The sequence below is a fragment of the Psittacicella hinzii genome (assembly GCF_003585885.1).
Classification (GTDB): domain Bacteria; phylum Pseudomonadota; class Gammaproteobacteria; order Enterobacterales; family Psittacicellaceae; genus Psittacicella.
Map to the genome: position 1 here is coordinate 1 of NZ_NRHC01000066.1, position 24592 is coordinate 24592.

Here is a 24592-nt window from a genome sequence, read left to right on the forward strand (position 1 = left end):
TAGATGCGGAATTCAGGTTATAAGCTATTACTTACATTTACAAATTTGCAAGAGTGACGGCAAAATCCCCTTTAGAAAATCTAAAGGGGATTTGCTAAATTAGTTATTATTGTTTCGCTAATTTACGGTTTGCCATTACAGTTTTGTAAGTTAAATTATTAATTTCTTCACGTTTTGGTGCTGGGAAAATGTACGCAGCGATGATACCAAACACTAGACCGAAAGCAATAATTGATAATGCGTATAAGAATGGACTTACTGAAATTGGTGTGTAACCAAGACCTAATGGATTTGCTAGGTAGAATGAGAAAGCTATAGCAGATAATAAACACGCATAGCCAGCTTCTTTACCAGCACGGTCACAGAATAAAGCTAATAAGAAGATAGAAGCTAATGGACCACCAAATAGACCTGTTAAACCAGCAAATAGTTTAAACGCATCACCTTGACCTGCAACGATTAAGTAGTAAGCTAAGATAGTACCAAGGATACCTGAACCAGCAGAAGCTAACATACCTACTTTAACTTTTAATTTCTCATTGCGTGATTTTGGCAGGATAATATCGTTTGCCACACAAGTTGCTAATGAGTTAATTGAAGAAGAAACTGTAGATTGTGTTGCTGCTAGGATAGCTACCACTACTAAACCAGAAACCCCTACAGGTAAGAAGTTGAAAATGAAGTAAGGAACAATTGCGTTACCTGAAATATTTTCTGGTAATACATTACCTGAGTAGTTGAAGAAGATGATTAGCGCTGCACCCATTAATGTGAACATTACTACAGAAACTAAGAGTAATGGTACATTGTAAAGTACTGATTTTTTCGCTTCTTTTTCAGTTGGAGTAATTGAGTAACGTTGGATTACGTCTTGCGAACCGATGTAAGAGTATACTGAACTAAAGATACCGTGACCAATTACTAATGCCCACATTGAGTCACCAGCAAGTGAGAATCTAAAGTTTTGCGCAGTATAAGCTTTACCTTGTTCTTGGAGAGCTGCCCATAAACCTTGTTCAGGAATATATGCAAATGCCACTCCTACCATAATGATCATACCAAATACGAGGATAATCGCCTGAATTGCATCTAACCATGCTACCCCTGCAATACCTGATACCGTAGTATAGAATACACACACTAACGCAGTAGCAACGGTTAAAGTAATAATTGACGCACCTGGGAAGATGATCATTAACGCGATCGCTGGTAAGTATAGAACTAGACCAATACGCGCTAAGTGGAATAATGAGAATGAAAGAGATCCTACATATCTAAAGAAAGGTGATTTAAAACGTTTCTCTAAATATTCGTATCCAGTTACCGCATCAACACTTCTAAATACTGGAATTACATAACGAACAACCCAGAAAGCTAGAGGAATTGTCCCTAAAGATGCCGTACCAATAACTAGACCATTACGGAAAATTGATGCCGGAATAGCTAAATATGAAATTGATGAGAGCATAGTTGAGTAAATGGATAAGCCAGATACCCAAGCAGGAATTTTAGCTCCACCTAAGAAATAATCTTTAGCCGTTTCTTTTTTTCCTGAAAAGATAAAACCAAATGCTAGTACCCCTACTAAGTAGAGACCAACTACCACCCAGTTAATCCAACTCCATGATGTTGCTTCCATAAATATAATCCTAATAACGACTGATATCTAGTCAGACAACTAGATTTATTTAAGCACTTCTTTTATTCAGTGAATAAAAGGGGAGGAATATTCCTTTACCAAAGTAAACTCAGTAAAAGAACTTAAGTTTTTTACGCTAGACTGTCTAAATCAGCTTTAAGACTAGCATAAATTTCTACAGCACGCTCTTTTTGCTCTGCTGAGAGTTGTGACATTGGTGGTCTAACTGCCATAGCAGCTTCAACACCCGCTAAACGTAAACTTTCTTTAAGAGTTTGGTATAAGCCATTAGCCAATACCTGATCTATAAAGTTATTCAGTTTAGTTTGGGCCACACGAGCACCAGCTATGTCACCAGCTTTAACTTTGGCAAATACTTCTTTTGCTAATGGAGCGTCAAGATTGAAAGTTGAACCAATTGCTCCGTCTACATTGTAAACTGTCGCAGGTAAAAGTAATTCATCAAAGCCAAAGAAAATTAGTTTGTTAGGGAAAGCGCCTCTTAATCTTTCTAATAAGTAGAAATCAGCTGCAGTGAACTTCACCCCAACAATGTGTGGATTTGCAAATAATTCTTCAAATTGTTGCAATGAAAGGTTTACACCAGTTAGTAACGGAATTGAATAAATAATCATATCCATATCCGCAGCTTCGATAATTTTATTATAGTATTCCTTAATTTCAGCAAAACTAAATTTATAATAAAACGGCGTTACTGCAGATAATGAATCATAAGCATTTAGGCTTTTTACATACTTAGCTAACTCAATCGATTCTAGTAAATTAATTCCACCTACTTGTGCAATTAATGCTACTTGACCTTTTGCCTCTTCAGCAACAATTTCAAAAATACGTTTTTTCGTTGCTGTATCGATTAAAAAGTTTTCACCTGTAGAACCACCTACGTATAGACCATCAATTTTATTTACATCAATGTTATAACGTACAATAGCTCTTGTACCAGCTTCATCTAGAGAACCGTCTGAGTTATAAGAAACTAATAATGCACTAATAACTCCACCTAATTTACTCATTTTCTTCTCCAATAAAGTTAACTCTAATTAACATCATTAAAGTGATATTAATTTTTATGGTTGCATAAACAATATAACTTTTAAGGTAACATTGTTTATTTTGGGGGTAGCTTTCCTTTTCTTTCTAGTAAGCTGTTTTATTTCGCACAAGCTTATTCTTTTTGAGTAAGGATTTTTCTAACATTAAGGTAGATCTCGTCTAGTAAAGTTTAACTTTTCTAGAGTTAGACTTCCTATATTAGAGTGAGATACCTGATAGGCTAAATTGCAAAGCGTGAAAACAAAGTTAAAGATTAGATTCAGCACTTAGTTAATGAAAAAATATAACGCTTTGCTCTTTGTCAACAAGTAACTGCTGGAGATAAAAAATACCCTCATACCATTTTAAATGGTATATTACCAGTTAATTAGGTATTTACTGCAAATTTTTTATCATTTTTTCTTACAAGCCAAGAAAGAAAAAAGAAAGTTTTACTAGAAAATATAAATATTTCCTATATATTTATGATACCTAAGATTATCTTTTATAGAAGAATTTTATCCCAAAAAGTTGTCATAGATCACATTTTGCGATTGAAAAAATAATTTACCACTAAATATGAAAAACCCCACCATAACCTCGATTTTGTTATGGTGGGGTTTTGCATATTTGAGATATTATCTTACTTTTTTGCAATAAATTTGCAATAAATTAAAGCTAAAATTTAACTTAATTAGCTTAATAGACTTAACTTGCAACCATACTTTAGATCTGACAATAATCCCAGTTAAGTTGCTTTTATCAACTTATGAAAACTTATTAGCTAAAAACTACTTAGCTAAGTTCCTAACTAAAAACTACTTAGATAAGCTTCTTAATTAAAGATTAAGAATTTTGTCCTGATAAAGCACGGTTAAAGTAATATTGCGCAGCGCCTACTAGAACTGAATCTTGACCATGTGCAGCTGGGTATAATCTTGCGTGGTATTGTTCTGGCATACTATCAAGTAATTCTTTTACTTGAGAGATAAAGTTAGTGTAATAAGACACAGAACCACCAAGTACAAAATCTTGGATATCACAACTAATTACAATGTTTGCAATCATTTGTGCAATTGCTTCTGCTGCATTTTTAACAATTGCATCACAAGCAGGATTACCTTCTAATTGTCCGGCAAATACCTCAGCAGTAGTTAAAGGACGCTCCCAATCTTTTGTTGCTGCTGCAATTGCACGACCTGAAGCAACATCTTCAACTTTAGCGTAGTCGCCCCAGATTTGCGCTACTGGAGATTTAGTTTTTACTAGCATATGACCAATATGTCCAGCACGAGAGTCCGCACCTAATAAGATATCGTCATTGATAATAAAACCACCACCTACACCTGTAGATACAGTCACAAAGCACATGTTAGAAATTTGTGCCGTGCAATACTCTGCATAAGTTGCAGCTTGCGCGTCATTTAACGCAACTACCGCTTTACCGCCAGATAAACGTTTAAATAAATCAACGAATTCTAAACCGTCTAACTCACCAATCGAAGACTTAGTTAAACAAGTGTAAATTCCCTTGTTTACAATCCCCGCCGTACCAATAGCGATAGCTTCATATTCACTTGCATCATAATTTGCCATAATATCTTTAAAGAACTCTTCAAAGATTTCTGGAGTATGATCATTACGAGAAGTAAATTGTAAACGTTTAGTAATATTTAGGTTATTGTCAATTAAGGCAGTAGCAACCTTTGTTCCACCAATATCAATTGATAATACTTTCATCGTTAATCCTGTATTTATTATTTGCTAGCAAAATATTTTAGTAGTTAAGAAAATTCCGATATTTGTCTTAAACAATTATCAGCTAGTTTTAAATCTGTCGGAGGTCAAAGTACATCACAATTAATTTTGTAAAATTAAAATTTTGTAAAATAAAAAGATGTAACTTCTCCTTTAAATTACCATTTTATTATAACATTTTTACCTAGTTAATTTGTTTAACTCTACTAACGCAAAAGTGAGAGTAAAATGTTAATTCTTTAGTTTTTTAGTCGAGTTCTTCCCCAAGCAAGACTTTACTTTGCAACCAAAAATCTCATCTCATTTTTAACATCTTCCCAGCAAACAATTCCAAATAAACCATTGAAAAATAACAACTTTATAAAGTTACCTTTTGCAAAAATTACTAATTTTTTGCGCAAGAAACGCAAAATTTGCTTTTGGCGGTTTTGCGGTATTTCTGCACCTAATGTGTATTTTTGTTAAAATAAATATAAATTTTTACGGTTATCTTAGTTCTTTTTACAGAAATCCACAAATAGAGATTTTTGCAAAAATTACCTAGATTAGTTCTTACTTAAAGCAAAAGAACGAAAAATATTAGTAACTTTTACTAATTACCGCAAAACAAAAAGATTCGGTGGCAAGTCATTTTGCGCACAAATAGCAAAACTTCTTCAAGCGTAGAATGGCTTTACCCCGATAAAGGGCTTAAGGGTTATACGCAAACCTTATTCTACGAAAAACTTTTACTTATGTGATTTACTTAACTTCAGTTAGTAATGATCTAAAAATCAGTGGATTTTTATGATTCCAGCGGCAAGACAAAAACGTATCCTTGAACTTATTAATAATCAGCAAATTATGAGCATTGCTCAACTTGTTGAAGAAATCGGTGTTTCTCACATGACAATTCGTCGAGACATCAAATCCCTAGAAGCTATGGGGCAAGTTGTGCCTGTTTCTGGTGGTGTCCAACTTATTGAACGCGTGATTGAAGAACCTACACATGATGATAAGTCTTTTTTAAATCAAGAGCAAAAAGCAGCGATTGGGGCAAAAGCAGCAGAGTTTGTGCCAGCGCGTGGTACGGTTTTCTTGGATTCAGGAACTACTACTCGAGAAATTGCTCGTCACATAAAAAATAATGAAGATTTACTTGTAGTTACTAACGACTTTGAAATTGCGCGTTGGTTAATGCGTAACGGTCGTTGTAAGTTAATGCACACCGGTGGTACAGTAAATAAAGACAATTATTCAGCAGTTGGGGAATTAGCTGCTCGTTTTATTAAAAACATTTCTATTGACGTTGCTTTTGTTTCAACCTCAGCATGGTCAAGTGACGGCATCACTACTCCTGACGAAAGCAAAATAATTGTTAAAAACTCAATTATCCGCTCAGCGCGTTCAAAAATTCTTGTAGTTGACTCATCTAAATATGGCAAAATTGCTACTTTTAACGTAGCAGATCTGTCGGTATTTAACCTAATCATTAGTGATAAAAACCTACAGAAAAAATCTCAAGATATGATCGATAAACGAGGAGTTTCGATCACTCTAGTTTAAGGATGCCATCTAATTTAAAGATGATATAAGAAAAACCTAGTGCAAATAGTTGTCTAAACTATTTACGCTAGGTTTTAGTCTTATGCAGTTTTCTTCACTACAGAACTATTTCAGCTATTTCAGCTATTTCGCTATTCCTTTACTTGCTCTTTATTTGTTCTTTACTCGCGCATATAAATTCTGGTTAAAATCAAGCAGTACTTGATTATTTGCCGAGTTAATACGTTTTTTCAAGCTATGTCTAGCAAAGAATTTCGGAATTCTAAAGTAATGAATATTTAAGAAGAATGGATTTTGTTGCCAATCTTTTTTCGTCCACGCCTTAAATCTTTCCTCTCTTCCCAGTCTAAATAATTCAGCATCACCTAAATCAATTAAACTAGGTAAGTAACCGTAAGCCGCAAGGATCTCCTCAATCTTCTCTTGGTAGAACTCAACTGGTTGCGCTAAGATTTCACCTACTGATTGCTTAGCGTAGAAATTGTAATAATCTATCCATTCAGGAGCAGTACTATTCCACTGTTTGTTTTTCTCTAAGAAGTGAAGAATTTTTGGAATATACGGCGCTGGAATTTTCTTGTCAGCTAAAGCTTTGGCATGAGTTTTATCCCAACCAAAGTATTGTAGAGTATATCTTTGCGAGATTAAGAACTTCATTGGGTAGTTGTACTGCCAATCTAAGAAAGTCTTATCTTGGTAGTGCACTATATTAAGGAAGTCTTGATCTGGTAATAAAGTAGGACGATCTAAGTACTTACCTAGATTTACTGACCATACATCATTTGCCTGATATTCCGCTTGCCCTCTTTCTCTTAATTTATCAAGATCAACTAAAAGCAAGCCTGAATTAAAATATTGATTATCTGGTGTAAATTTACAAGCTAACAGTTCAGGGATAAATCTCTCATTAAAGAATCTGTACTTCATAAAAGTATCTGCATAGTTACAAGTATCTGAAACAATGCCTAAACTTTTACCTTGTAAAACGCTAGGTTTAAACAGTTCTTCAATGTTCCCTGTGATCATCATATCTATGTCTAAGTACAGCACTGTACCGTGATAAGGTAAAGTAGGTAACAGTAAACGATAGTTAGCAACATTTTTCGCTTGTTTTTCGCTTAAACCTAATTTTAAAAGATCATTAGAGTCTAAGTAATGAAATTTTAATTCAATATTTGGATAGTCGGCAAAAGCTTGACAAAACTTTTGCACATACGGGGAGTTATCAGCATCCGCAATATTGTGAATAATAATTGCACGAAATGGCTGACGGTTAAAAGAAATATAGTTCTTTAACAGCACTTCTAAGTGTTCTAAGAAAGTGTCGTTAGTATTAAAAGCTAGTTGATTCATATCAATAAAAATATCTGAAGTCTTGTTGAGGTCTTACCTCAATAAGGAATATCATTTATCGTTTACCACGAGGGTAAATTCTTTACCTGAATTTGGTCTTGCAGTTAGATCTATCTAGTCTTACTGTCATGATCTCTCAAATCTTACAGTTGCTCTCTAGTCTTGTAGTTAATTCGATCTTATCTAGTCTTGTAGTCAAATCATTTTAACTTTAGTCCTAAACCGATCAGTTATGTGATTAAATCTATTTCTCGTAAAATGAAGAACGAGCAGAAAATGATAAGCACGCGGAAATAGAGTGCTGTAAAAGTTTCACAGCTCCTAAGATATGCCAGCAGTTAGGTATATTGCTCTTCCTCGTATCTTTGCACATCATCGTCACCAAGATAACTACCAGTTTGCACTTCAACTAAATGAAGATCCATTTTACCTACATTGGCAATTGAGTGTTTACAGCCTATTGGAATATAAATAGATTCGTTTTCTGTATAGATTTTCTCTTGATCATCAAGGTAAACTTTGGCAGTTCCTTGAGTAATTATCCAATGCTCAGCACGATGATAATGACTTTGAGTTGCAACTTTATGCTGTGGGTAAATGGTTATACGTTTTACCTTAAAACGACTGCCATAATCTAAACTTAAAATACTTCCCCAAGGACGATAAACTTGACGGTGTTTTTCAGTCACTTGTTGGCAACGAGTTTTTAGTTGATCAACCAAAGATTTAACTTCTTGGGAACGTTCTTTAGGAGCAACAAACACCGCATCGCGGGTTTGCACTATTACTAGATCCTCAACGCCAATCGTTGTCACTAAAGCATCATCTGCCAAAATAATATTATTTTTACTTTCAAGGGTTAGATGTTGCCCAACAAAAACATTTCCCTCTGCGTCTTTTTCAGAAACTTCCCATAAAGCTTGCCAAGAACCTATATCCGACCATTGGACTTGCATAGGTAAGACTACAGCTCTATCTGTCTTTTCTAGCACTGCATAATCAACCGAGATATCTGGACAAGTTAAGTAAACTTGTGCATTTACACGAATAAAATCCAAATCGCTTTTATTTGCTTGGAAAGCTAAATAACTTCTTTGGTAAATCTCTGGTGCCCATTTTTTTAGTTCATCTAGGTAAACACTTGCTTTGAACATAAAAATGCCGGAGTTCCATAGGTACTCCTCTTGGGCACAATATTGACTTGCTGTAGCAAAGTTTGGTTTTTCAACAAACTGCTCAATAGTAAAACTATGTTGATCTAAAGCTTGCCCTTTTTTAATATAACCATAACCTGTTTCAACCGCAGTAGGTTTAATACCAAAAGTAGCCAAGTAACCTTGTCCTACTACTGGTAAGGCTTGCTGAACCGTTTGTTGAAAAACTTCCTTTTCCTTAATAACATGATCGGCAGGCAAAACTAATAGCACTGCCTCATCATTATACTCTAAAGCTTTAAATGCGCCTAGAGCTATAGCAGGAGCCGTATTACGGCTACAAGGTTCGAGGATAATGTTGTTTTCAAGTAAATCAAGTTGACGTAACTGCTCTGCAACAATAAATCTATGCTCTTCATTGCACACCACTAAAGGTTTGTTAAGCACAAAATCCTTAACGCGCAATAAAGTATTTTGCATGAGCGAATACTCTCCTTGCAATACTTGAAATTGCTTAGGAAACTGCGTACGCGAGATTGGCCAGAGACGAGTACCAGAACCTCCAGCTAGAACTAAGGGATAAATATTTTGCATAGCTACCTCAACTTACATACGTTTACCTTCAGTATGTAAATACCAATGGTAAGTTGCTTTTAAACCTTCTTCTAAGGCAATTTGTGGTTCCCAACCTAAGCTTTTTAACTTGCTAATATCGAGTAGTTTTCTTGGAGTACCATCTGGTTTGGTTGTATCCCAAACAATTTCTCCTTGATAGCCAACAACCTTAGCAACTAATTCAGTTAGGCTTTTTATCGTTAAATCCTCTCCGGTTCCTACATTAAGATGACTTAAAGTAGGCTCTGTTACTCCTGCGTAAGTCTGCTTATCTAAGCTCATCACATGCACGCAAGCGCGTGCCATGTCATCAACATGTAAAAACTCACGTCTAGGAGCACCTGTTCCCCAAGCAACTACTTGTGGCAGTTGTTGCTCTTTAGCTTCATGAAAACGACGGATTAATGCCGGAATTACATGACTATTTTCAGGATGAAAATTATCATTAATGCCATAAAGATTAGTTGGCATTACGCTACGATAATCACGTCCATATTGACGGTTATAGCTTTCGCAAAGCTTGATACCCGCAATTTTTGCCAAGGCATAAGGCTCGTTTGTGGGTTCTAAAACTCCCGTTAACAAAGCCTCTTCCTTAATCGGTTGCTCAGCAAATTTTGGGTAAATACAACTTGATCCTAAAAACAATAACTTTTCAACTCCAGCTTGATGAGCAGCATGAATTACATTGCATTCGAGCATGAGGTTTTGATAAATAAAGTCAGCGGGATAAGTATTGTTAGCGTGGATACCACCAACCTTAGCAGCAGCTAAGTAAACTTGATCAATTTTATGAGCAACAAAGAAATCATGTACAGCTTGTTGATTAGTTAAATCTAACTCTGCACGACTGCGTGTGATTAAATTAACATTTTTATCTTGGCTTAGTTGACGACAAATTGCACTACCAACCATGCCTTGGTGCCCAGCAACAAAAACATTTAACATCTTCTACTCCTCGTTAGCTAAACCATGCTCGGCAAGGAGTTTTCTTTGTTGTGCTTTTTTGTAGTCACTATCAAGCATTTGCGCACATAACTCTTCTAAAGTTACTTCAGGTTGCCAACCAAGTTTTTGCGCTGCTTTACTTGCATCGCCAAGTAAAGTCTCAACCTCTGCAGGGCGGAAAAAGCGAGGATCTACTTTTATAATTACATCTCCCACTTTAAGCGCTGGAGCTTTATCACCGGTAATTGCTTTAACAATCCCAATCTCATTAACTCCTTCCCCAACAAACTCAAGTTCAACCCCTAAACGTTTAGCTGTCATAATGACAAAATCACGTACTGATGTTTGGTAACCAGTAGCAATCACAAAGTCTTCAGGTTGCTCTTGTTGTAGCATTAACCACTGCATACGAACATAGTCAATTGCATGTCCCCAATCACGCAGAGCGTTCATGTTCCCTAAATGTAACTCCTTTTGTAAACCTAAAGCAATATTAGCTAATGCCATAGTAATTTTACGCGTTACAAAAGTTTCCCCACGACGTGGAGATTCGTGGTTAAAAAGAATACCATTGCAAGCATAAATGCCATAGGTCTCACGGTAGTTTACCGTAATCCAATAAGAGTAAAGCTTAGCAACCGCATAAGGAGAACGAGGATAGAATGGCGTAGTTTCCTTTTGAGGAATCTCTTGTACTAAACCATAGAGTTCTGAAGTACTTGCTTGGTAAAAACGCGTCTTTTGACAAAGATTATTAATACGAATGGCTTCAAGCAAACGTAAAGTCCCTAAAGCATCAACATCTGCAGTATACTCTGGCTCTTCAAAACTCACGGCTACATGACTTTGCGCTCCCAGATTATAGATTTCATCAGGCTCAATCTCACCAACAAGACGTACAAGGTTTGCTGTGTCAGTTAGGTCACCATAGTGTAAGTGCAGATTAGGATTTTGGATATGCTGAATACGTGCAGTATTTGGAGAAGAAGATCTTCTTTGAATACCATGCACTTGGTAGCCTTTTTCTAAAAGAAATTCCGCCAGATATGAACCATCTTGACCGGTAATCCCCGTAATTAATGCTTTTTTCATAGATAAAACTTTTTTAATAGGGAAGAGTAAAGTAACCTTTGCTTTATCACAATAATACGAGGTATTAACTGAATTATCAAAGATTACTTCTCTTTGCTTTTATTCTTAAGTGCTTTTGGAGCTTGTAGTTCTTCTTGACGTTGAACTTCAGCTAAGTATTTTATTTGTTGTGGATGTGATTGGTTGTAAACATTGATTAAATGTTTAAGGTCTAAATGAGTATAGATTTGCGTGGTCACTAAATTTTTGTGTCCAAGCATTTCTTGCACGGCACGTAAGTTTGCCGAGTTTTGTAAAAACTGGGTAGCAAAACTATGACGCAATTTATGCGGAGAAATCTTACGTTTTACTCCTGCTTCTAAAGTACGTTTTTCTAAACGATACTGAATACTACGTGCGCTAATTCTCTTTAAATGAGTTGAGAGAAACAACGCATGCAGAGGCGAAAAGGCGCTTTTTAAATAAGCTTTACTTTGCTCTTGTAATTGCAAGGTATAGCCGTCAGACTGTAGAAGAGTTTGCTCATTTGTAGCACGAGTAAAAGATGATTTACCTGTTTTTTCTTGCGCTTGAACACTAACTTTATTTTGCTCTTCTTGTTTTTCTTGTTCTTCTTGCTCTTCTTGTTCATCAGCTTGAGAATTGGTTTTTCCTTGCCCTTGCTTTTTAGCTTGTGCTTGGATCTTTTTAAGTTGAGCTAAAGACATTAAACCATCTGTGGCAAAGTCATTTTCAGTTTCAATTTCAGTTTCGATTTCAGTTTCGATTTCAGCTTTGGATTCCGCTTCGACTTCAGTTTCAGTAGCTATTGCAAAAGAATTTTGCTCTAGCTCGGCAAGATGTGCGCTGAGCAAGTCACTAGCAGAACCTGATTTTTTTCTGCCTTTACCAGTAACCGCTTTACCTTTTTGGTTAGTGTACTTATTTGCTAAAGCTAAAATACTCACAGCGTAATGATAAACTTCACCAGAGTTATTTAAATCAACCGCTTGATTAGCTTCTGGATTGATATATAACTCTTCTAACTCTGCTTCTGAAAGTTTGTCAATTAATTCACGCTCACGTAACACTAAGTACAGAGCAATCAACTGTTTTAAACCAATTGACAAAGGTAAGTTACGGTAAACATTCCCTTTACCTAAAATCTGGATCTGGTTTTTAGTAAAATCAAGATCTTGTAAGTTTAAGTTACAGACTTCAGAAAGACGAACTCCAGTGTTGAACATCATTTCAAAGATTACTTGGTCTCTTAACTCTACAAAGTTAGTGATAGTTACCGTTTCAAGTAACTGCTCCATAGTATCTTTATCAACAACCACCGGTAAGTTCTTTTCAACTTTTAAATTCTTAACTAGTTTTGGGTAGTTAACCGAAACTTTTTCTTGGATTAATAACCATTGAAAAAAGCTACGTAAACTAGATAGTTGTTGATTACGTGATGAGGCGCTTTTACTGGTATTCGCTTCAGAGCTGATAGCTTGTTTAATAACCTCTACTTTACAGTCTTCCCAAGTAAAGTCCAATAACTTTACCTTACTCACTTTACTCGAAGTTCCTGCATCAACTACTTTGGTAGTTTGCGCCAAAGTAGGTACTGCTAAATTACTCTCTTGTTCCAGAGTAACCTCTTGCTCTTCACCTTGGTTTAAAGCATAAAGCGCATCATTTGCTTTACCTTTGCTCGATACTGTTGCCTTAGCAGCTGATTTTTTACGTTTACCAAGAATTGCGGAAAGATCCATTAACTCTTCAGGTTCAGAGCTTTTGCTGTCTTTAGAGCTTTTACTCTCGCTGAGGACAAGGTAAATAGCATTTAAAGCTTGTAACAAGTTGTTACGATAAGCCAGTAGAGTATTATTTGAATAAGCCTTTTCTAGTTTGATATATCTTAAAAAACTTTCTATATCTTGCTGAATTTGTTTAGGAAAATTCGCAAGAATATCAATTGATTTACTCACTTTGTTTATTTTGTTGATTCAAATTACTTCCTACTTAAATTATAAGCTATTTAATATTTAACTTCTTTTATTTTCTTTAAATTGTTGATTTCAAAAACATATAAAGCAGAGAGGATAAAATTAACTCTCCTATTTTTTGAATTTGCATGTAAAAGTTAAAAGCCAAAGCGCAGTTATCTACACAAGCTAGCAATCTAGCAATCTAGCAATCTAGCAATCTAGCAATCTAGCAAACTAGCAAACTAGCAAACTAGCAAACTAGCAAACTAGCAAACTAGCAAACTAGCAAACTAACCAACCAGTGCATGCAGTCCCCAAATATATAACAAAATCTAGCTCTAACATTTGGAGGTTTTTAATTCATAAAATTATTAAATCTTCTTAGATTGCTTTAACTTTGCTATAATATTGGATCAGGATATAACAGTATTCTAGTTTATGCCTAAGGCTAACAACACCCTTATGGCTTTAACTTGTAAGTTAACTTTATGATTAAATTTTTCAAAAAAAAGAAAATCGCCGCTCGTGATTTCCTAGAAGATGTAAATCCAACTAATCCTAATCCCGTACTCGAATGTTCTAACTGGCACGCCTTTAGACTTTATTGGCGTTTCATCATTCCCGTACAATGGGCATTAATAGTTGCAATTGTTTGTATCTTTATCGGCTCTGGTATTGATGCTTATCTAATCTCATCAATCAAACATATTGTCGATAACGGCGAAGGAGTTTTAAATCGTACCTTACTTTTAGGATTTGCTTACTTATTAGTAATCTTTATGAGTTTAAGGGCGGTTATGCAGTTTATTTCTCAGTTCTTGTTTAACTGGGCACAATCTAAATTAAACGTGAGCATTTCCGAGAAAGTATTCGCCCATATTTCTCGTATGCCACAGAGCTTTTTTGATATCCATGGTAGCGGACGCATTATTTCCAAAATTCAATATGAAGTTTCATTAATGCTTTCGGGGATCAGTAACTCACTACTTACCTTAAGCCGCGATGGTTCAACGGTGATCTCTTTCTTAGTAGTGATGTTTTACACTAACTGGGTACTATCTTCAGTTATCTTTTTAATGATCCCATTTGTCTACTTTGTTCTTAAATTTGTTTCAGGGTCAATTAAAAAGATTACCCAAGGACAAATGGCTTCAAGCGAAACGCAAACTCGTTTACTAAACGAGATGATCCATGGACATGCAGTTGTAAATCTTTACAATGCACAAGATTTTGAACATCAACGCTTTTACGAGCAAATTGAAACTATCAGACATCGTAGTCAAAAGAGTGTGGTAATTACTAACCTCGGACACACTTTTGTACAATTTATTGCCTCACTATTACTCGTGCTGGTAATTGTCTTAGCTTCATTTGCAACCGAGTTAAATCTACCACCAATTACTCCAGGTGATTTTATCGTTATCTTCTCGGCAATGTTTGGTTTATTAAAACCTGTACGTAACTTATCAAACATCTACACAGGTTTTGTTTCTTCATTAACAGGTGCTAAGTCTATTATGGGACTTCTTGCTCTAAATACCGAAGATGACAAAGGTACTTTAACTGAAAAAGAAGTTGATTTTACCCAAGAAATTAGATACGAAAACGTTTCTTTTGCTTATCCAACCCGTAAAGATGAACCTATCTTAGAAAACTTTAACCTAACTTTAGAAGCTGGTAAAAGTTATGCCTTTGTAGGTAAATCAGGTGGTGGTAAATCAACTATTGTTAGTTTACTAACCAGAACTTACGATGTAGATCAAGGTCGTATCACCATTAACGGACATGATATTCGTGATATCAAACTTGAAGCTTTACGTAACCACGTCGCTTTAGTTTCTCAAAACGTCCACCTTTTTGATGATACTATCTACAACAACATTGTCTACTGTGATGGTGATAAGTACACTCCTGAAGAAGTAGCTAAAGCTGCAGATATGGCTTACGTTACTAACTTTGCTAAAGACTTCCCTGAAGGTTTAAATACCAGAATTGGTTCTTCAGGTTCTCGTCTTTCAGGAGGACAACGTCAACGTATTTCTATTGCTCGTGCAATTCTGCGTAATAAACCTATTATCTTGCTTGATGAAGCAACTTCAGCATTAGATAATGAGTCTGAATACTTTATTCAACAATCTATCCAAGAGTTACAAAAAGGCAAAACTGTCTTATCAATTGCCCATCGTCTTTCAACGATTGAAAACTCTGATGAAATCTTTGTTATCCTTGGAGGAGAAATTGTTGAACGCGGTAAGCACGAAGATCTAATTCAAAATGTTCACGGTGAATACCACAAACTATACACCCGTGACTTTGGTGGTAACCTAGAAAACAATTCTAGCAACCATACGAATGATAACTAACAGAACCTAATCTAGCTAGATACAGAGAATCCAAGTTAGATTAAATCTGTTAAATTTTGCAATTGGTTCAAATTAGCAAATTCGCAAATTCGCAAATTCGCAAATTCGCAATTAACAAATTATAATGGAAGAGCTTAGCTCTTCCATTTTCTTTATCCCTCTACTATCTTCTACTATCTTTTTCTAGTCAACTAATCTTCTAGCCCCAGCCTCCTAGTTCCCTTCCTCTCCCTGAAATTTTTCTGAAAATTAACTTCCAAAAGCAACTCATCAAAGCCAACTCATCAAAGCCAACTCATCAAAGCCAACTCAGCACTAACAATCTCAAACAAGGTCAAAATATGATTATTTAGCATAACTTCACCTTGCTGTGGTTTTCCTACTCAACACCATTGAACTAGATGAACTCTAGAAAAAAGTGGTCAAATTACAACTTTTTTATAAATTTCTTACCTCTTTAGATCTGAAAGTTATATAATTAAATGAAGTCCATAAAAAAGCTTTAAATTTAAAAGGAAAAAAGCATGTCTAAAATTGAATCAACTGTATTCCACTTAGGTTTAAATAAAGAAGTTTTAGAGGGAGCTAAAATCGCAATCGTCCCTGGTGATCCTGGTCGAGTTGCTAAACTAGCTTCATATATGGATAACCCAAAACCATTAGCAAGTAATCGTGAATATACCTCTTACCTTGCTTATGTAAACGGGGTTCCTGTAGTAGTTTGTTCTACAGGGATTGGTGGTCCTTCTACTTCAATCGCAGTAGAAGAATTAGCACAACTAGGTGTTGATACTTTTATTCGTGTAGGTACTACTGGTGCTATTCAAGAAAATATTAACATCGGTGATGTAATCATTGCTTCTGGTTGTGTACGTTTAGATGGAGCTTCTTATCACTTTGCTCCGGCAGAATTCCCTGCAGTAGCAAACTATGAAGTTCTTCACTCTTTAGTTGAAGGTGCAAAAGAAGCAGGCTTAACTTACCACGTTGGTGTTACTGCCTCTTCAGATACTTTCTACCCAGGACAAGAACGTTACGATACTTTCCGTCAAGATGTTCCAAAACACATGCAAGGTAAAATGGCTCTTTGGAAGCAATTACATGTGTTAAACTTCGAAATGGAAGGTGCTACTCTATTTACTCAAGCAGCTAGCCAAGGTTTAAAAGCTGGTATGGTTGCTGGTGTAATCGTTAACCGTACAAAAAACGAAATTCCTGATGAAAAACAAGCGAAAATCGTTGAAGATAACGGTATTAAAGTAGCAGTTAATGCTTTAAAAACTTTAATTAAATAAATTTCCTTGTAGATTTACAAATTAGTAAAGACCCGAGATAACTCTCGGGTCTTTATCTAACTTTTAAATTTGACTTACGCTTGGTAAGATTTTAACCATTCATTTACTTGTTGAGCAAATTCTTTAGTGTTTACTTTAGTAAATACTTCAACAATTTTATTTTCAGCATTTACAACAAAAGCAATACGGTGGATACCATCGTATACTCTGCCAGCCATAGTTTTTTGCCCATAAACACCACAAGCTTTTGCTAAAGCTAATTCTGTGTCAGCTAATAAAGGGAAGCTTAAAGAGAATTTATTCGCAAATTTTTGCTGTTTCTCTACAGTATCTCCACTAACGCCAAGCACTGGTAAAGTAAACGCTTGCTCTTTAATTGCTTGCTCTAAATTACAAGCTTGAGCTGTACACCCTGGTGTATCTGCTCGCGGGTAAAAGTAAACTAAAAATAAATCTTTGTAAGTTTGATTATTGTAAGTCTTACCATCATTTGCTGGTAAGTTAAACTCTGGGAATTGATCACCTACTTGTAAAAGATTATCTAAACCTTTTACTACTTTTTTCTCGGTCATGTTATTAATTTCCTTGGTGTGAATAATTGTCTTGATATAAAGGGAATGATTAAGATGTTACTTAGGTCTTAAACAAGATAGGATTATCTTGCTTAGTAATTCATCTTTGTCTAAACAAAATTTCTCTGCAAAGCCAAAGCCAAAGCCAAAGCCAAAGCCAAAGCCAAAGCCAAAGCCAAAGCCAAATGATTATCCATCAAAATTATAGAGTGCAATTCATTCGAATCTAGCAGATAGTTCCTACTTAGACTTCAATATTATACCCCTTTCTCGAGAAATTTACTTATAGTTTTTCCCTATAGGTATTTATCCTAAGGTTTTTATCTTGAGTTAGATATTCTCAATTCAATTATCTACTCTTATAACCCATCTTGAGGTTTATTTGTACTTTTACTTACAGTTTGTTGGTTATCTACAGGTGCTTCAACTTCTTGAAGGTTATCTACAGGTGCTTCAACTTCTTGAAGGTTATCTACAGTAACTTCAACTTCTTGCAGGTTATTTACAGATACTCGATCTTCTTGAGGTTTATCTGCAGTAGTTTCTGATTCTTGAAGCTTATTTTCCTTAGCCTGCTCTTCTTGTAATTTCTTTTCACGCCAAGCAATTTCTGCAAGTAACGCTGATTTGTAAACCTTTTGGCGCTTACCTTTAGGTTTGCTGGTTGATTCTTTAGGTTTATTACTGGTTGTCTTGAGTTTGGTTAGTTGAGAACTATCAACTTGCTCACGCTTTAAAGCGCGGAGCGCTTTATTACGTAAATAAGTATGCTTTTTTCTTGCTTTAAAACACAAAAGAATGTAAATAAAGAAAACCAGATAAATAATTATTAAGCCGATTACTAACATATTTCCCTAACTTTTGGTACTTAAACCATTATAGCATTTTAATCTTGGGTTATAATATTAAGCTGATAACCCCTTAACTATCTAGAGGTCTATGAGTTTACAATTACAACCTATAGGACTAGAGTTGGACTTAACTTTAAATCCCAACTATTCCTTAACCGAATTCTTGCATGGTCCAAATGAAGAGGTTATAACTACCCTAACCCCTTACTTCTCCCTTGGTCTAAGCCAAACCGTAGCTTTAATCGGGGATAGCTCTACTTTAGTTAACCAAATGGTGAAAGCTTGCTATGATGACGCAAGCAAACTAAACCCTTTCTTAGATGAAAGAGAGCAAAGTTTTATTGATCTTGCTGAGTTTATAAAAGAGAAAACTCCTCAAGATCTAGCTGACTTATACTATCAGCGTCTTATTGCCTTTAACAATGTGCACACATTACTAGGCAAACTTGAATGGGAAGAAGCTCTTCGAGACCTAATCACCATGATCGACAATAGTTACAGTTTACTTATTGTCGGTACTCATGTTGACATCGCCGATAGTGTATGTGTTCTGCCGGATTTACAATCTCGCTTTAAACTGTTTACTAAACTTTACCTTAAAGCTTACTCTTCTCGTGAGTTAAAAGAATTTATTACCTATCGCTGTCATGAACAAGGTCTAGCTCTTTCTCCTCAAGGGATTGAACATCTAACTCAAGTTTATCAGTCTGTTCATCCTAATGGACTAGATCTCGATCAAACGGCTATTAATATTAATCGCCTATGCAATCGTGAAATGCGTCAAGCTAATAGTTTGAGCGCCTCTTTCTTACAGCAACACCCTGAAGTCTTTAAACTAGCTAACTTAAGTGACGACTTACTTGACTACTATCAACGTCAAGCTAACTTTGATGAAGTTGAAGACGAAGATGATCTTCACAACCCAAATCAAAACCAACCTCTTGCTCCGTTAACTAAGTATGGTAAGATCTTTACCCGCTTTAAACGTCAACAGGCTCTTAATAAACAAAACCTTCGTGAACGTGAAAAGCTCTTACCACAAACTGCGCAATTTGCTGTTGGTTTTGCTAATTATTTCCGTGAGAAATACCCAGAGTTAGATAACTATGAACCAGATCCAGCTTTACTTGCTTACCTAGGTAAAAGTGAAGAAGAAGCTCTGCAAGTTCGTAGCTACAAGAGCGCCAAAAAGTTACGTCAAGAAAAAGTTCTTCGCTTACTACAAAAACATATTCAACAAGCTGATGATAATCGTAACAACGATACCTTAGCACACCAAGGTATTGATGATAACTACTTCTTTATGTACGACGATTATCGTGAGAATGCTCTGCTTGAAGAACATCTGCAACAAACTCAGGTAACAGAAATTGAGCAAGTTCTTGCTGGAGAAGAAGTTATCTTAGGACAAACATCAGAGGTGCCTCAATCTTTTGCCGACAAGCAATTTGCTGACAAGCAATTTGCTGATAAGCAAAAAGATGAGATCATAACTACTGCCAAACCTCAACTTAACAACAAGCAAGAAGACAATCAAGCTTCTGCTTTTGAGCTAGGATCTAACTTTGAGCATGTAGCTAATTTTGCCCAATTAGCTAACTTTGAGACATTAGCTGAATTTGAGCAATTAACTGGCTTTGAACAAGTTGCTAACTTTGAACAAACTTCTCCTCTTATTCAACTTTTATTTAACCAAGATTTAGAGGCTGGAGAACTATTTACTGTAGAACTAACTTCTCCAACTTTAGAAAAAATTGGTAAAGAACTAAATGCACCTTTATCACGCCTCCTTACAAATAGAAAGCGTGTTAAAGATAAACCTCTAGTCGACTTTACAACTTTACTTAAATTCGAATAATTGCAAAAGCGGAATAAAAATACCTATGTCATCTTGGAAAGATTTGTTTACCCGTAATTTTAATAATCCGCAAATTGTTGCCTTGATTTTAATCTTACTGGTAATCTCCCTCGTTCTTTACTTTTTTGGTAAGATCTTAGCGCCGGTTTTCTTGGCAATTGGTCTTGCTTACATCTTGAACTTCCCCACTCGCTGGTTGGTCAAGAAAGGACTTAAACGTATCTACGCCTTGATCCTTATCTTCGGTTTGGTTGTTCTAACTTTATGCTGGTTAGCTTTTAGTATTGTTCCTCTACTTATCCGTCAACTAAGTACTTTACTAGTTGAAGCTCCAAGTATTGTCGGTATTCTAAAAGAAAAACTTCTATCGTTAGAGCAGTACCATATCCCTTACCTAGATAAGACTACCTTATATTCAATCTACGAGAACATTAATCAGTATATCCAATCTAATATGGATATCCGCATAGATAATATTCTCGCAGTTTTACAAAACGTAGCTTACGTTGCCGTAAATACTTTCTTAGTGCCATTTATGGCATTCTTAATGCTAGTAGACTACGGCTCACTGAAAAAAAGCGTTGTTCGTTTCTTACCACAATCAAGCGAATTAGCTGATGGGGTTTTTAAAGAATTCATGCACCAACTTGACAACTACGTACGTGGTAAAGTGCTTGAGTTCATTATTATGACAATTTTAAGCTTTATTGCTTTTGCATTCTTTGGCTTAAAATACAACTTAATCCTTTCAACTATTATCGGGATTTCAGTAATTATTCCTTACTTAGGGGTAATTATTGCTACGGTACCATTTGTTTTAGTAGCTTTCTTCCAATTCCAATTTACCTCAAGCTTCTGGTGGTTAATGGCAATTCATACTGGTTTACAGATCTTTAACGGTAACATCTTAGTACCTTACCTTTACTCTAAAACCAATAACATTCGCCCAATTACCGTAATCGTAGCTGTGATTTTCTTCGGACAAATCTGGGGTATCCTTGGAGTATTCCTAGCTATTCCGCTTTGTACTCTAATCAAAGCTGTAGCTAATGCTTGGTTCTTAAATTCACAAATTTACTTTGAAATGCAAAAACGCCAAGAAGCAGAATTAAAGCGCCAACAAGAAGAAAGTCGCCAAGAGGCTAAAGAGGTTAAAGTACGTGATGAATCTTCTCGTCCTAAACGCAGAAAGAAACCTGAAGAACCTCGTCCTCGTAAAACCCAAGCCCAACAGAATAATGGTCTTTATACCGTAAAACCAAAAAATTCTAATAATTCTAATAACAAAACCAACAACAAAAATGGAGATTCTGCAAATCATACTTCAGGAGAGCAAACTCCTCGAGAGCAAAATCAACCAGAATCGAACATTCAGTAGTTGGTGTCAAGTATCTAGATAAAAATACAAAGATACAAAAATACAAAAACACAAAAATCCTCTAATATTAAATCAGAGCTAAGAGTAATAACTCCTAGCTCTGATTTTTTTGCCTAAATTCTTAACTTAAGATAAAATAAGCAGGTAGAAAAAATATCCTTATTTTAAATTAGATTATGACAACAGAAAATAAAGAACATAGACGTATTAAGTCCTATGTATTAAGAACTGGTCGTATTACCGGTAGTCAAGAACAAGCTTTAGAAAACCTCTTCCCTCTTTACGGTGTAACTTGTCCAACAAATAACCAAGTTTTAAACTTAGAAGAAATCTTCCCTGAAAACAAAGGGGTAATTGTTGAGATTGGTTTTGGTATGGGAACTTCATTAGTTGAAATGGCAAAAGCTAATCAAGCTAACAACTACCTAGGTATTGAAGTTCATACTCCAGGTGTTGGTAATGCCCTTAAACTAATTGAACAAGAACAGCTTAATAATTTAAAAGTAGCTTGTCATGATGCTATTGAGATCTTACAAGCTCTACCTGAAAATTCAATCGCTGGTTTACAACTTTTCTTCCCAGATCCATGGCATAAAGCTCGTCACCATAAACGCCGTATCGTAAATGCTGAATTCATGCGTCTAGTTACGCGTGCACTTGTTCCTGGTGGTTTTGTTCACATGGCAACTGACTGGGAAAACTATGCTGAGCATATGTTAGAAGTATTAAATGCTACTCCAGAACTTGAGAATACTGCTAGTGATGGTATGTATATTCCTCGTCCAGATCATCGTCCACTTACTAAGTTTGAACAACGTGGTCACCGTCTAGGACACGGAGTTTGGGATCTATACTTTATTAAAAAATAAAGTAAAATTTCTTGATACTAAAAGAGTCTCGCCTAAAGCGAGACTCTTTTATTGTCTTTGTAAGTTACAATTTTATGTTAGTTAGGGCTAAATCAGTTTAGTCTAACTTCAAGGATTACATGTAACCCGCACCAGGCATTGCTGGAGCTTCAGGTTCATCTTCTTCCACGATCATGCACTCTGTGGTTAACATTAAAGTCGCAATTGAAGCAGCTTTTTCTAATGCTACACGAGTTACTTTCGCTGGATCAAGAATACCCATTTCTAACATGTTACCGTAAGTTTCTGTACGAGCGTTAAAACCAAAATCAGCTTCACCGTTACGTACACGCTCAATAATTACAGAAGCTTCTAAACCACAGTTAGTAACGATTTGACGTAATGGAGCTTCCATTACTTTTAATGCTAAACGGATACCTGCAGCTTGTTCGTCATTATCAGCTTTAATATCTAAGTTAGCTGAAGAACGAATTAATGCCACACCGCCACCTGGAACAACACCTTCAGCTACCGCTGCACGTGTTGCTGAAAGCGCATCGTCGAAACGATCTTTTTTCTCTTTCATTTCAACTTCAGTAGCGCCACCAACTTTAATTACCGCTACCCCGCCTGATAACTTAGCAATACGCTCATTTAATTTTTCAATATCGTACTCTGAAGTAGTTAAGCTTAATTCGTGTTTAATTGCAGCTACACGATTTGCAATTTCTTCAGCGCTACCAGCACCGTCGATAATTGTTGTTGAATCTTTAGATACAACTACACGTTTAGCAGAACCAAGAACTTCTAAACCAGCACGAGTTAAATCAATACCTAATTGCTCTTCGATTACAGTTGCACGTGTTAACACACCTAAGTCTTGTAACATTGCTTTACGACGGTCACCAAATCCTGGAGCTTTTACAGCTACAACTTTTAAGATACCGCGCGCTGAGTTTAGAACTAAACCAGAAAGAACTTCTGATTCAAAATCTTCAGCAATAATTACTAAAGGTTTTGATTGTTTATTAACAGCTTCAAGGATAGGTAAAATTTCACGTAAGCTGTTTAATTTACCATCCACTAATAAAATGTATGGTGAATCAAATTCTGCAGTTGCATTATCTGCACGGTTAGCAAAGTATGGACTTAAGTAACCACGATCAAATTGCATACCTTCAACTACTACTAGTTCATCTTGGAAACCTGTACCATCTTCAATAGTGATTACACCATTGTTACCAACTTTTTCCATTGCCTTAGCAATTAAACTACCAACTTCTTCGTCGTTGTTAGCTGAAATAGTTGCAACTTGTTGAATTGATTTGTTATCTGAAGCTGGAGTTGCTAAATCTTTTAAGTTAGCAACAGTTGCTGCTACAACTTTATCAATACCACGTTTAACATCCATTGGATTTAAACCAGCATTAACAACTTTTAAACCTTCACGGATAAATGCTTGGGCTAAAACTGTTGCTGTAGTTGTACCGTCACCAGCTAAATCGTTAGCATCTTGAGCAACTTTTTTCACTAGTTGCGCACCCATGTTTTCGAATTTATCTTTTAATTCGATTTCACGTGCAACTGAAACACCATCTTTAGTAATTAATGGCGCACCAAATTTACGCTCAATAATTACGTTACGACCTTTTGGACCTAAAGTGATTTTTACTGCGTTAGCTAAAGTATCAACACCTTGGAACATTTTTACACGCATGTCGTTGTTAAAAACTAATTCTTTTGCTGCCATTTTACTTTAACTCCTATTTATTCACTACTGCCATAATTTGGCGTTCAGAAATGAATACTACTTTTTGTCCAGAAACTTCGTACTCTACTAAGTTAGTCGCACTTGGGTGCAGAATTACAGTATCACCTACAGCAACATTTAAAGGAACGTTACCTGATTCACTTGGAAATCCTGTACCTACTGCTAAAACTTGAGCATATTGAAGTTGAGTTTTTGCAGTTAGAATTAAACCTGAAGCTGTTTTTTCTTCAGATTCTACTAGTTTTACTACAACTGTATCGTGTAGTGGTTTTAGGTTTAATTCAGACATAAATTTATCCTTTTAATTATGTTATTTTTCTTTAAATATTATAGGAGTTTAGATAAAAAAAATCAATTTTTAATCAAGGTTTTACGACTGGTGACCACAAATTTAAAGAAAAAAGTGAGGGAAAATTTAAGGCGATATTTAAGGGAAGAATTTGCAAGATTTAGATAAGAACGAGGATAACGATGAGGAACTATTGCGTGAGGAGTATAACTTTAGCAATTGTGCAGTTGCTAGCTAAAGGAAGCTAAAGGA

The 24592-nt window shown here is 35.7% G+C and carries 18 protein-coding genes; 6 read left to right on the forward strand and 12 right to left on the reverse strand.

The features are described 5' to 3' along the window. Nucleotides 1-106 precede the first annotated feature (106 nt). The 3 genes from CKF54_RS05305 to CKF54_RS05315 all read right to left on the reverse strand — a co-directional run bounded on the left by CKF54_RS05305 (nt 107) and on the right by CKF54_RS05315 (nt 4432). Nucleotides 107-1639: a sodium:solute symporter family transporter gene (locus CKF54_RS05305; RefSeq protein WP_119525324.1), complete on the reverse strand. Its 1533-nt coding sequence runs from the start codon at nt 1637-1639 to the stop codon at nt 107-109. A gap of 131 nt (nt 1640-1770) precedes the next feature. Further along, a complete protein-coding gene (locus CKF54_RS05310; RefSeq protein WP_119525325.1) occupies nt 1771-2673 on the reverse strand; it encodes an N-acetylneuraminate lyase in 903 nt (300 codons plus the stop codon). Between the two features lie 865 nt (nt 2674-3538). Continuing rightward, a complete protein-coding gene (locus tag CKF54_RS05315; RefSeq protein WP_119525326.1) occupies nt 3539-4432 on the reverse strand; it encodes an ROK family protein in 894 nt (297 codons plus the stop codon). Nucleotides 4433-5236: 804 nt separating this feature from the next. Here CKF54_RS05315 and CKF54_RS05320 point away from each other — a divergent pair. Continuing rightward, nucleotides 5237-5995, forward strand: coding sequence for a DeoR/GlpR family DNA-binding transcription regulator (locus tag CKF54_RS05320; protein WP_119525327.1), 759 nt, complete (start codon nt 5237-5239; stop codon nt 5993-5995). Between the two features lie 150 nt (nt 5996-6145). Here CKF54_RS05320 and CKF54_RS05325 read toward each other — a convergent pair whose 3' ends face one another. From CKF54_RS05325 to CKF54_RS05345, 5 genes are all read right to left on the reverse strand, one after another. After that, nucleotides 6146-7348, reverse strand: a complete 1203-nt coding sequence (locus CKF54_RS05325; RefSeq protein WP_119525328.1) for a glycosyltransferase family 8 protein — start codon at nt 7346-7348, stop codon at nt 6146-6148. 338 nt (nt 7349-7686) lie between these two features. Beyond that, the gene (locus tag CKF54_RS05330; RefSeq protein ID WP_119525329.1) at nt 7687-9096 is read right to left on the reverse strand and encodes a mannose-1-phosphate guanylyltransferase/mannose-6-phosphate isomerase; all 1410 of its coding nucleotides are present in this window, start codon (nt 9094-9096) and stop codon (nt 7687-7689) included. Between the two features lie 12 nt (nt 9097-9108). Further along, nucleotides 9109-10065, reverse strand: coding sequence for a GDP-L-fucose synthase family protein (locus CKF54_RS05335; protein WP_119525330.1), 957 nt, complete (start codon nt 10063-10065; stop codon nt 9109-9111). A 3-nt stretch (nt 10066-10068) separates the two neighbouring features. Beyond that, on the reverse strand, nt 10069-11157 hold the full coding sequence (gmd, locus tag CKF54_RS05340; RefSeq protein ID WP_119525331.1) for a GDP-mannose 4,6-dehydratase: 1089 nt from the start codon (nt 11155-11157) through the stop codon (nt 10069-10071). An 83-nt stretch (nt 11158-11240) separates the two neighbouring features. Continuing rightward, complete coding sequence (locus CKF54_RS05345; RefSeq protein WP_119525332.1) at nt 11241-13115, reverse strand: tyrosine-type recombinase/integrase; 1875 nt, start codon at nt 13113-13115, stop codon at nt 11241-11243. Nucleotides 13116-13603: 488 nt separating this feature from the next. Here CKF54_RS05345 and CKF54_RS05350 point away from each other — a divergent pair, with 488 nt between their 5' ends. Together CKF54_RS05350 and udp are read left to right on the forward strand one after the other, a co-directional pair. Further along, nucleotides 13604-15478 (forward strand): ABC transporter transmembrane domain-containing protein, encoded by a 1875-nt coding sequence (locus tag CKF54_RS05350; RefSeq protein WP_119525333.1) that lies wholly within the window; start codon nt 13604-13606, stop codon nt 15476-15478. A gap of 524 nt (nt 15479-16002) precedes the next feature. Beyond that, a complete protein-coding gene (gene udp / locus CKF54_RS05355) occupies nt 16003-16773 on the forward strand; it encodes a uridine phosphorylase (RefSeq protein WP_119525334.1) in 771 nt (256 codons plus the stop codon). Nucleotides 16774-16847: 74 nt separating this feature from the next. On the opposite strand, the gene bcp is transcribed toward udp, so the two are convergent. Beyond that, nucleotides 16848-17345 (reverse strand): thioredoxin-dependent thiol peroxidase, encoded by a 498-nt coding sequence (bcp, locus tag CKF54_RS05360; RefSeq protein WP_119525335.1) that lies wholly within the window; start codon nt 17343-17345, stop codon nt 16848-16850. 359 nt (nt 17346-17704) lie between these two features. Continuing rightward, entirely contained in the window at nt 17705-18193 is a 489-nt protein-coding gene (locus tag CKF54_RS05365; protein ID WP_119525336.1) for a hypothetical protein, read from the reverse strand. 91 nt (nt 18194-18284) lie between these two features. Between CKF54_RS05365 and CKF54_RS05370 the strand changes: the two genes are divergently transcribed. The 3 genes from CKF54_RS05370 to trmB all read left to right on the forward strand — a co-directional run bounded on the left by CKF54_RS05370 (nt 18285) and on the right by trmB (nt 22301). After that, on the forward strand, nt 18285-20054 hold the full coding sequence (locus tag CKF54_RS05370; RefSeq protein WP_119525337.1) for a hypothetical protein: 1770 nt from the start codon (nt 18285-18287) through the stop codon (nt 20052-20054). A gap of 25 nt (nt 20055-20079) precedes the next feature. Further along, nucleotides 20080-21432 carry an AI-2E family transporter gene (locus tag CKF54_RS05375; protein WP_119525338.1) on the forward strand — a complete coding sequence of 451 codons (1353 nt, stop codon included), beginning with the start codon at nt 20080-20082 and terminating at the stop codon, nt 21430-21432. Nucleotides 21433-21608: 176 nt separating this feature from the next. Continuing rightward, nucleotides 21609-22301 carry a tRNA (guanosine(46)-N7)-methyltransferase TrmB gene (gene trmB / locus CKF54_RS05380; protein WP_119525339.1) on the forward strand — a complete coding sequence of 231 codons (693 nt, stop codon included), beginning with the start codon at nt 21609-21611 and terminating at the stop codon, nt 22299-22301. Nucleotides 22302-22416: 115 nt separating this feature from the next. Here the strand turns inward: trmB and groL are convergent, their stop codons facing one another. Further along, nucleotides 22417-24030 carry a chaperonin GroEL gene (gene groL / locus CKF54_RS05385; protein ID WP_119525340.1) on the reverse strand — a complete coding sequence of 538 codons (1614 nt, stop codon included), beginning with the start codon at nt 24028-24030 and terminating at the stop codon, nt 22417-22419. A 13-nt stretch (nt 24031-24043) separates the two neighbouring features. After that, the gene (groES, locus tag CKF54_RS05390) at nt 24044-24340 is read right to left on the reverse strand and encodes a co-chaperone GroES (RefSeq protein WP_119525341.1); all 297 of its coding nucleotides are present in this window, start codon (nt 24338-24340) and stop codon (nt 24044-24046) included. Between the last annotated feature and the right edge of the window lie 252 nt (nt 24341-24592).